We start from the raw sequence: 9,013 nt of genomic DNA on the forward strand, positions 1-9,013 counted from the left end.
GGATGATCAGGCCCCGCGACCGTCGCGCCGCTCGGCGGTGCCGTTACGGCGCCCGGCCCGGGCCGCCGGCAGGGCCAGACCGGCGGCGTGCAGCACGCCCTCCACCCGGACCCGCTCGATCTCCTGGTCGACGCCGGTCAACTCGGCGAGGTGTTCGGCGATGCCGAGGGCGCGGCAGGCCAGCCGAAGCCTGTCGTCGTACGCCTGGAGCACCGCGCCGTGCCAGACCATCGACCGGCCGGTGCCGCCGAGCCGCTGCCCGCCGAGGCGGCGCAGGTCGGCCGCGAGCTGTTCCAGGGAGCGCCGGTCGGTCCTGTCGAACTCGCTGAGATCGATGTCCCGGGTCAGCGCGTCGGCTTCGATGGCACGGTCGAGACGGGCGATGGTGCGTCGTTCCCGCCGGCGTTCACGCCACTCGGACCACCCGCACACCACCCGGTCCATGATCTCGTCGGCACAGAAGAGCAGGGCGAAGGCCGCCGGCAGACTGGCCACGGCGAGCAACGCCAGGGCCAGCATCAGCGCGCGTCCGACTCCCACGTATCGACGCTAAGCCGCGGCGTGCCGCCCCGCCACCAGATTGGCCGCATCCGCGCCATCCGCTCAACGGGACGTGCCATGTCTCGACGGTGCGCGAGGGCCCCTTGTCAGGCGAAGTCCGATGTCAAGGGACCCTCCCGCCGCCTCCGTCAGTCGGTGGAGGTGACGTAGAACCGGGGCATCGGCAGCACCCGGAAGCGCAGCCGGGCACCGGAGTGGCGCAGCTGCCAGGTGAGCCCGATCAGCGCGGCCGTCAGCGAGACGAGCCCGCCCATCCAGATGCTGGCACCGGCACCGAAGTGCTCCGCGACCCAACCGATCAGCGGTGCGCCGACCGGGTTGGTGCCCAGGAACACCAGCACCCACAGGGCCATCACGCGTCCCCGGAAGGCGGCGTCCACGCCGAGCTGGACCCGCTGGTTGGCGGCCTGGGCGAAGAAGACCATGAAGAAACCGGTCGGCACCAGCAGCACCACGACCAGCCAGTAGGTCGACGCGAAGCCGACCAGGGTCCCGAAGCTGGCGCAGGCGATCGCGGCACCGAGCACCAGCCAGACCGACGGGCGGCTGCGCCGACCGGTGCCGCTGAGGGCGCCACCCAGCGCGCCGACCGCAAGCGCGGTGCTGAACAGACCGAAGGAGGCGGCGCCGGTGTGGAAGACCGTCTTGGCCAGCGCGGCCAGGGTGAGCTGGAAGTTGAACAGGGACATGCCGATCACCGACATCACCGCCATCGGCAGCAGCAGGTCGGGCCGGCGCCACACGTACCGCAGCCCGTCGACCACACGGGCCGATGCCCGCTCGTCGCGCGGCAGCAGGGCGTCGCGGTGCAACTCTGTCGTGCGCATCCGTACCACGTTGACCAGCGGCGCGATCGAGCTGAGCGCGGTGAAGAGGAAGACCGGCCCCACGTCGAAGGCGGCGATGGCCAGACCGGCGACGGCCGGGCCGATGATCCGCGCCGAGTTGAACACGGCCGCGTTGAGCGACAGCGCGTTGGGCAGCAGCGGTGTGCCGACCAGCTCGGAGACGAACGCCTGGCGGACCGGGGTCTCCACGGCGTTGGCCGTGCCGAGCAGCGCGGCGAAGGCGAAGACGTGCCAGAGCTGCACCATGTCGGTGAGGACCAGCAGGGACATGCCGAGCGCCAGCACGGTCCAGAACGCGTTGGCGGCGAAGAGCAGCACCCGCTTGTCGTACCGGTCGGCGAGCCGGCCGGAGAGCAGCGTGAGCAGCAGCACCGGGGTGAACTGCAGCGCGGTGACCACGCCGAGCGCGGTCGCCGAGTTGTCGGAGAGCTCGAGAACGAGCCAGTCCTGGGCGATGAACATCATCCAGACGCCGATCAGCTTGATCAGTTGCCCGGATGCGAAGAGCCGGTAGTTGCGGACCTGTAGGGACTGGAACATCGTGCTCAGCTTGGCCTGCACTCTTGGTGCGCCTCCTCAAGGACGTACGCGTCATCGACAGGTGACGGCACGGCCCGGTGGCGCGGGCCTGCTCAGGCGCGAGCGAGCTGCTGGAGAATCTCGGCGGCCCTGTGCAGGGTCTCCCGTTCGTCCTCGTCGAGCGCGGCCAGCCGGTGGGCCAGCCACTCGTCGCGGGCCCGCTCGAACTGGTCGAGCACGGCCTGCCCTCCTTCGGTCGCCGCGAGGATGACCTGCCGGCCGTCGGTCGGGTGGGGGGTCCGCTGCACGAGGCCGCGGTCCTCCAACTTCGCGACGATCTTGGTCATCGTCGGTGGCTGCACCCGTTCCACATCGGCCAGTTCCCTCGGCGTCAACGCGCCCGCCAGCCGCAGGCTGGTGAGCGCGGAGACCTGAGTGACCGTGAGGTCGCCGACCGGTCGGGCCTGGCGGACCCGCCGGTTGAGTCGGGTGATCGCATCACGCAACTGGGGAGCCAGTTGCGCCGGTGGCACGCGTTCCGCCGTCACCGTCCGCTCCGTCACGATAGTTAGCTTAACTAATGAGCCTGGCTAACGACATCCGATATGGCCAGGCTCACGAGGAGGTTCATGCTGCTCCGGGCGGGGAATCCGGTTCTGTTGCCCCGCCCGGAGGCAGATGTCAGAGCACCAGAGACTCGATCGGTCCGCGCAGGAAGTACAGCACGAACAACGCGGCCACCCCGTACAGCAGCGGGTGGATCTCCCGGGCCTTACCCCTGGCCAGTTTGAGCAGCACGAAGGTGATCAGGCCGGCACCGATGCCGTTGGAGATCGAGTAGGTGAACGGCATCAGCACGATGGTGAGGAACGCCGGGATCGCGATCTCGTAGTCGGACCAGTCGATCGTCCGCACCGCGGTCATCATCAGGAAGCCGACCACCACCAGGGCCGTCGAGGCCGCCTCGAACGGCACGATCACCACCAGCGGCGCCAGGAACATCGCCAGCAGGAAGAGCACGCCGGTGACCAGGCTGGCCACGCCGGTCCGGGCGCCCTCGCCGACACCGGCGGCACTCTCGATGTACGAGGTGTTGCTGGACGTGCTGGCAGCACCGCCGGCAGCCGCCGCGATCGAGTCGACCAGCAGGATCTCCTTGGCCTTCGGTGGGGTGCCGCGCTCGTCGAGCAGACCACCCTCCTGGCCGACGGCCACCATCGTGCCCATGGTGTCGAAGAAGTCCGTGATCAGCAGGGTGAAGACGAACATCAGCACGACCACCCAGCCGGCGCGGCCCCACGAGTCGAGCACGTTGAACTTGCCCAGCAGCGACAGGTCCGGCACGTCCACCACCGTCTTCGGCAGCTCCGGCACGTTCAGCGCCCAGCCCTTCGGGTTGGGCTTGCCGTCGACGAACGACGGGCCGATGTTGGCGACCGCCTCCACGATGACCGCCAGCACGGTGGAGGTCAGGATCCCGATCAGGATCGCGCCCTTCACCCGGCGCACCACGAGCACCAGCGTGACCAGCAGGCCCACCACGAAGACCAGCAGCGGCCAGCTGACCAGCTTGCCGCCGATGCCCAACCCCACCGGCACGGTGGTGTTGGCGACGTCCGGCACGCGCCGGACGAAGCCGGCGTCGACCAGGCCGATGATGGTCAGGAAGAGGCCGATGCCGACGCCGATCGCCGTCTTCAACTGCGTCGGCACCGAGCGGAACACCGCGGTACGCAGGCCGGTGAGCACCAGCACCGCGATGATCACACCCTCGATCACCACCAGGCCCATGGCGTCGGCCCAGGTCATCTCGGGGGCGATCTCGTACGCCACCAGGGCGTTGACGCCCAGGCCGGCGGCCAGCGCCAACGGGAACCGGCCGACCACACCCATCAGGATGGTCATCAGGCCGGCGACCAGCGCGGTGGCCGCGGCCAGCGCGGGAATCGGAAGGGTCTTGCCGTCCCCGTCGACGGCGCCACCGAGGATGAGCGGGTTGAGCACCACGATGTACGCCATCGTGAAGAAGGTGGCCAGGCCACCCCGGACCTCACGGCTCAGCGTCGAGCCGCGGGCGGAGATCTCGAAGAACCGGTCGAAACCGTTCCGGGGGTGAGCGGGGTCAGGTCGTGTGCCGTTCTCGGGCGGCGCTACTGCCATCGGGTCCTCGCAGGTGATCTTCCGGTTTGTCGCGCGCATCGTCCCAGATCACCGGCCGGCAGGGAAAGTTGATCGCGTACGCTTGCCCGGTGCCGAACGAGCAGCCACTGCGGCCCGCGCCGCTGGATCCGCCGATGGTGCCCTTCGCCGTCGCCGGGCTGATCGTGTGGGCAGTGGCCGGTCTGATCCTGTTGATCTTCTTCCGGGGCTGGCTGACCGACCATCACCACGAGAACTGGCTCTGGACCTGTCTGGCCGGGTTCCTGTGGGGCTTTCCCGGTCTCGCCACGATGATGCGGCACGACGCCAACCGACGCCGCCGCCGCGCGAGCTGAGCCGGGCGGCCGCGGCGGGACACCCGACGCGGAACGTCAGGGGTGCCCGTACGGCTCCGACGGCTCGGCGGCCTCCACCGAGCCCGGGGCGCGACTGACCGACATGGCCTCCATCGCGCTGTCGTCGTAGACCGTGGGCAACTCCTCGACGACACTCTCGGCCACCTCGATGAGCGTCTCGGAGTGGGCGCCGCACCCGTGGTCGGCACTCACCACCCGGCCGTCGTCGGGGGCGTAGAAGTTGCCGCACGCGCCGAAGGCCAGCCGCATGGCGCCGGCCAGCGGCAGGTAGAACCCGCAGGTGCCGCAGCGGGCAGCGGCCGGCGCGGCGGCGGAGATGGCCGCGGCCGGGCCGTGGTCGCCGTCGTACCAGCGCTGTGCCGCGTCGGTGCGTCCCTCCCGGGAGAGCACCCGGGCCCGCCCGAGGCCCAACTCCCAGGCCGTCTCCTCGACGGCCGGGTCGTCGGAGAGCAGGTAGCCGGGGGCCAGCCGATCGTCGTCGGGCGAGGTCGGCAGCAGGTCACCCGGGCCCAGGTCGCCGGGCTTCAACCGCTCCTGCCAGGGCAGCCAGCCGGGCGCGAGCAGCGCGTCCGGACCGGGCAGCAGCACCGTCTCGCAGATGGTCACCGTCCGGCTACGCGGCACCCGGGTGACGGTGACCGCCCACCACCAGCCGCAGTAGCCGGCGAGCCGGCATTCGAAGTAGTGGGTGACCAGCCGATCGCCCTCGGCCACGACCTGCAGGTGGTCGCCGACATCGTCGGCATCCACCTCGGTGATGCCAGCGCGGGCCGTCTCGACGGCGGCGGCGCAGACCTGGTCGAGGCGGGCGGCACGGGTGGAGGCGGGCCTGGTCACTTCACCATTGTTCCCCATGCGCTCGATACAGGTGACAGGGACTCCCGGTGAATCGCCGCAGTGGTGCGGCGCACCTGGATCGGATGGGCGAGGATGGTGCACATGCCGTCGTACTCCCGCTCCGGGCGATCCGTCCTCGGGCGGACCGTCGGCACCGGCATCCGCGCCATCCGTCTGCTGCTGCGCGGGTCCGTGGGCAGCGGACGCTGGATGACCTCCCGGGCCGGCCGGGCCCGGGCCCGGGGCGCCGGCGGCGAGGTCGGCATGGTCCGCCTCTTCGACCTGCACGCCGTCTCCTGCGCCGGCGACACCCTGATCGCCATCGGCCTGGCCGGGACGATCTTCTTCAACGTGCCGCTGGGCGAGGCCCGCAGCAAGGTCGCGCTCTACCTGCTGGTGACCATGGTGCCTTTCGCGATGCTCGCCCCCGTGGTGGGTCCGCTGCTGGACCACTTTCGACACGGCCGGCGGTACGCCCTGGCCGCCACCATGCTCGGGCGAGCGTTCCTGGCCTGGTTGATCTCCGACTACATCCACGGCTTCGGGCTGTATCCGGCCGCGTTCGGGGTGCTCGCGTTGTCCCGGGCGTACGGCGTGGCCCGGTCGGCGGCCGTACCCCGTCTGTTGCCGGAAGGGCTCGGCCTCTCACAGGTGGGTGCCCGGGCCAGCGTCTACGGCACGGTGGCGGGCGCACTGGTGGCGCCGATCGGGCTGGCCGCGTTCTGGTTCGGGCCGCAGTGGCCCCTGCGGGTCGCGTCAGTGATCTTCCTGGTCGGCATGGTGATCTCCCTGCGCCTGCCACCGAAGGCCGACTCCGAGCCACCGGAGCGGGTCCCTCGGGCATTGCGTGCGCTGGGCGTACGCCGGCGAGATCGGCCGCTGGGCCGGGGCCGCCCGGCCGGCCGGCTGGTGATCGCCACCCTGATCGGTGCCGCGACCCTGCGCGCGGTGTACGGCTTCCTGCTGCTCTTCCTCGCCTTCGCGATCAAGAAGGGCGACCTGACGACCGTCGTGTTCGGCCGGGATCTGGGCGCCGAGTGGGCGCTGGGGCTGGTCGGTGGCGCGCTGGCGGTCGGCGGCTTCCTGGCCACGGCCGTCGGCACCCGGCTGCGCATCCACCGGCCAACCGCCATCCAGTCCAGCAGCATGATCATCGTGGCCGGGGTGGCCGTGCTCGCGGTCATCCAGTTCTCGCTGCCGTTGGTCGCCCTGCTCTGCCTGGTCACGGCGCTGGCCAGCGGTGTGGCCAAGCTGGCCGTGGATGCCTCGATCCAGGAGCGCATCCCGGAGCGGCTGCGGGCCAGTTCCTTCGCCCACTCGGAGACGGTGCTGATGCTCGCCTTCGTCGCCGGCGGCGGGCTCGGGCTGGTCCCGTTCGATGGCCGCATCGGCATCGCGGTCGCCGCCGGGGTCGGGGTGCTCGCCGCCGCCCGGGGTGTGCTGGTCGCCGCCCGGTTGCGTGGCGAGAAGCTGGCCGGCCGCCCGCTGGGCGACGACGAACTGACCGACGACGAGCCGACCGACGAGCCGGCGGACGACACACCCACCTCACCGGCGCCCAACCAGGCCGGCTCGCCGCACTACGACGACCCTGGGCTCGCCCCACCGGGCTACCACATCTACCGTCCCTCGTCAGCGGTCGGCGGGCCGGGCGGAGGCGTGGACGACGACACCCGCCGGGAATCCCCCGGGCCTCTGTCGTGACCGGTCTGCTCGTCGTGACCGCGGTGCCCGCGGAGGCCGACGCGGTCCGGGCCGGGTTGGCCGACGCCAGCGTGACGGTGACTCCGGTCGGGGTCGGCCCTGCCGTGGCCGGCGCCGCCACCGCTCGGCTGCTGGCCCTGGCCGAGGCGGCCGGCCGCCCGTACCGCGCGGTGGTCAGCGCCGGCGTGGCCGGCGGCTTTTCCGGTCGGGCCGCAGTCGGCGACACCGTTCTCGGCACCGCCGCCATCGCCGCGGATCTGGGCGCCGAGTCACCGGACGGCTTCATCCCCCTCGACGACCTGGGCATGCCGCCCGCGCTGCTCGGCGGCGGCAGTGTCGTACCGGCCGACCCCCAGCTGCTGGCCTTGTTGAGGGCCGCCCTTCCGGCGGCCACGAGCGGCCCGGTGCTCACGGTCAGCACGGTCACCGGCACCGCCGCCAGCACCGAGGCCCTGCGTCGACGGCATCCGGAGGCGGTCGCGGAGGCCATGGAGGGGTACGGGGTGGCCGTGGCCGCAGCGCAGGCCGGGGTTCCCTTCGCCGAGCTGCGCACCATCTCCAACCCGATCGGCCCGCGGGACCGCGACGCGTGGCGGCTGCGCGAGGCCCTCACGGCCCTGACCACGGCTGCGCCAGCTTTGCGCTGACCGCGCGGCCCTGGCGTGTCGCCGACCGCAGCCGCAGCGCCGGCCGAAGCCCTCGACCTCAGCCGAAACGCCGTCGTGGGGAATCCAGCCGTAGCGCAGCGGGCCGGCGGGCCTCGATCTCGAAGCCGCACGCGAGCAGCAGCTCGATCCCGAGGTTTTCGGCGACCGCAGCCGCACCGTCGATTCCCGCCGCGCGCATCTCGGTGATCAGCGCCGTCACCAACCGGCGCCCAAGCCCCAACCGTCGGTATCGGGCAGCGACGAGCACTCCGTCGAGCACCATCTCCCGCTCCGGCATGCCTGGGTACCACTCTCCGTACTCCAGGTGCGGGGACCGCTCATGGGCCCGCAACTCACCGACCAGCTCACCGCCCGGAAGCTCGGCAACGAACCGCCAGCAGGTGTCGGGCACCTCGCCGCCGGTGACCCGCCGTACCCGGGCCGAACGGCGCACCTCCGCACCCCAGCGTCGGTTGTCCCGATACCGCCGATTCACCTCGTACGCCGCCGGCGGCAACGGAAGCGGATACCGCTCGGGCGGCAACCGGTACCACTCCGCCCACTACGCACCCGGCCAGTCCCGAGGCTCGTGGACCGGCCAGACGTCCAGGTGAGCCGGGTACCGCCGCCCTGCCTGGTCCCGCATGTCGTCGTGCGGAACCGACGTCGGCACGGAGATGGCGGGGACTGCCTCCGGCACGCCGATCCGAACCTCTCCGCCCGCAGCATGGACGAGCCGCTCCACCGTCCGAAGCCGAGGATCGATCGCTCGCCCCGACTCGATCCGGGCCAGCGTCGGCTGCGGCACCCCGGCTCTCTCGGCCAACTCTCGCTGGCTCAGGTCTGCGCGACGGCGCAGAGCACGAAGCACCCCGCCGAGATCGGCGGCGCCCGCTGCGTCGGCGCCCGCTGCGTCGGCACGGTCAGTCGACTCGGTCACAAGTCGATGTTCCCCGCCGGCCAGCAAGCAATCAACGCCCCGACCAGAGCTGTGGATAACGCTGTGGACAACCTTCCCGGCCGGTGGACGGCCTACTCCGCGGGCCCTTTGGAGCTGAATCGTTTGCGACATCACCACGGCCCGAACAACCACGGCCCAAGCCCCACAACCCCAATCGCCACGGTCCAAGCCCCACAGCCCCAACCACCACGGTCCAAGCCCCACAGCCCCAACCACCACGGTCCAAGCCCCACAGCCCCAACCACCACCGTCCGAGCCCCACAGCCCCAACCACCACCGTCCAAGCCCCACAACCCCAACCACCACCGTCCAAGCCCCACAACCCCAACCACCACCGTCCAAGCCCCACAACCCCAACCACCACCGTCCAAGCCCCACAACCCCAACCACCACCGTCCAAGCCCCACAACCCCAACCACC

At 71.4% G+C, this 9,013-nt stretch carries 10 protein-coding genes; 3 read left to right on the forward strand and 7 right to left on the reverse strand.

Going from position 1 to position 9,013, the window contains the following annotated elements; all coding sequences use genetic code 11:
* Window positions 1–6: 6 nt before the first annotated feature.
* The 4 genes from ACLJN9_RS06620 to ACLJN9_RS06635 form a co-directional block, all read right to left on the reverse strand.
* Window positions 7–540 carry a hypothetical protein gene (locus ACLJN9_RS06620; protein ID WP_410810177.1) on the reverse strand — a complete coding sequence of 178 codons (534 nt, stop codon included), beginning with the start codon at window positions 538–540 and terminating at the stop codon, window positions 7–9.
* A 149-nt stretch (window positions 541–689) separates the two neighbouring features.
* Window positions 690–1,970, reverse strand: coding sequence for an MFS transporter (locus ACLJN9_RS06625; protein WP_410810178.1), 1,281 nt, complete (start codon window positions 1,968–1,970; stop codon window positions 690–692).
* Between the two features lie 71 nt (window positions 1,971–2,041).
* Window positions 2,042–2,491 carry a MarR family winged helix-turn-helix transcriptional regulator gene (locus tag ACLJN9_RS06630; protein WP_377531295.1) on the reverse strand — a complete coding sequence of 150 codons (450 nt, stop codon included), beginning with the start codon at window positions 2,489–2,491 and terminating at the stop codon, window positions 2,042–2,044.
* 118 nt (window positions 2,492–2,609) lie between these two features.
* A complete protein-coding gene (locus ACLJN9_RS06635) occupies window positions 2,610–4,088 on the reverse strand; it encodes an NCS2 family permease (RefSeq protein WP_410810179.1) in 1,479 nt (492 codons plus the stop codon).
* 134 nt (window positions 4,089–4,222) lie between these two features.
* On the opposite strand from ACLJN9_RS06635, the gene ACLJN9_RS06640 reads away from it, so the two are divergent.
* On the forward strand, window positions 4,223–4,423 hold the full coding sequence (locus ACLJN9_RS06640) for a DUF2530 domain-containing protein (RefSeq protein WP_410810216.1): 201 nt from the start codon (window positions 4,223–4,225) through the stop codon (window positions 4,421–4,423).
* A 36-nt stretch (window positions 4,424–4,459) separates the two neighbouring features.
* On the opposite strand, the gene ACLJN9_RS06645 is transcribed toward ACLJN9_RS06640, so the two are convergent.
* Window positions 4,460–5,299 carry a DUF3027 domain-containing protein gene (locus ACLJN9_RS06645; RefSeq protein ID WP_410810180.1) on the reverse strand — a complete coding sequence of 280 codons (840 nt, stop codon included), beginning with the start codon at window positions 5,297–5,299 and terminating at the stop codon, window positions 4,460–4,462.
* A gap of 84 nt (window positions 5,300–5,383) precedes the next feature.
* On the opposite strand from ACLJN9_RS06645, the gene ACLJN9_RS06650 reads away from it, so the two are divergent.
* Entirely contained in the window at window positions 5,384–6,985 is a 1,602-nt protein-coding gene (locus ACLJN9_RS06650) for an MFS transporter (RefSeq protein ID WP_410810181.1), read from the forward strand.
* On the forward strand, window positions 6,982–7,632 hold the full coding sequence (locus tag ACLJN9_RS06655) for a futalosine hydrolase (RefSeq protein WP_410810182.1): 651 nt from the start codon (window positions 6,982–6,984) through the stop codon (window positions 7,630–7,632). Before ACLJN9_RS06650 ends, ACLJN9_RS06655 begins: the two co-directional genes overlap by 4 nt.
* A 58-nt stretch (window positions 7,633–7,690) precedes the next feature.
* Here the strand turns inward: ACLJN9_RS06655 and ACLJN9_RS06660 are convergent, their stop codons facing one another.
* Both ACLJN9_RS06660 and ACLJN9_RS06665 read right to left on the reverse strand, forming a co-directional pair.
* On the reverse strand, window positions 7,691–8,086 hold the full coding sequence (locus tag ACLJN9_RS06660) for a GNAT family N-acetyltransferase (protein WP_410810183.1): 396 nt from the start codon (window positions 8,084–8,086) through the stop codon (window positions 7,691–7,693).
* 108 nt (window positions 8,087–8,194) lie between these two features.
* Window positions 8,195–8,572: a helix-turn-helix domain-containing protein gene (locus tag ACLJN9_RS06665; protein WP_410810184.1), complete on the reverse strand. Its 378-nt coding sequence runs from the start codon at window positions 8,570–8,572 to the stop codon at window positions 8,195–8,197.
* Window positions 8,573–9,013: the final 441 nt, after the last annotated feature.

Source organism: Micromonospora sp. 067-2 (genome assembly GCF_046549295.1).
In the GTDB taxonomy this organism is placed as follows: Bacteria; Actinomycetota; Actinomycetes; order Mycobacteriales; family Micromonosporaceae; genus Micromonospora.

Coding starts and splice junctions, on each gene's coding strand:
- ACLJN9_RS06645 (WP_410810180.1), bottom strand. CDS start 5,299: ATGGGGAACAATGGTGAAGTGACCAGGCCCGCCTCCACCCGTGCCGCC.
- ACLJN9_RS06640 (WP_410810216.1), top strand. CDS start 4,223: ATGGTGCCCTTCGCCGTCGCCGGGCTGATCGTGTGGGCAGTGGCCGGT.
- ACLJN9_RS06650 (WP_410810181.1), top strand. CDS start 5,384: ATGCCGTCGTACTCCCGCTCCGGGCGATCCGTCCTCGGGCGGACCGTC.
- ACLJN9_RS06635 (WP_410810179.1), bottom strand. CDS start 4,088: ATGGCAGTAGCGCCGCCCGAGAACGGCACACGACCTGACCCCGCTCAC.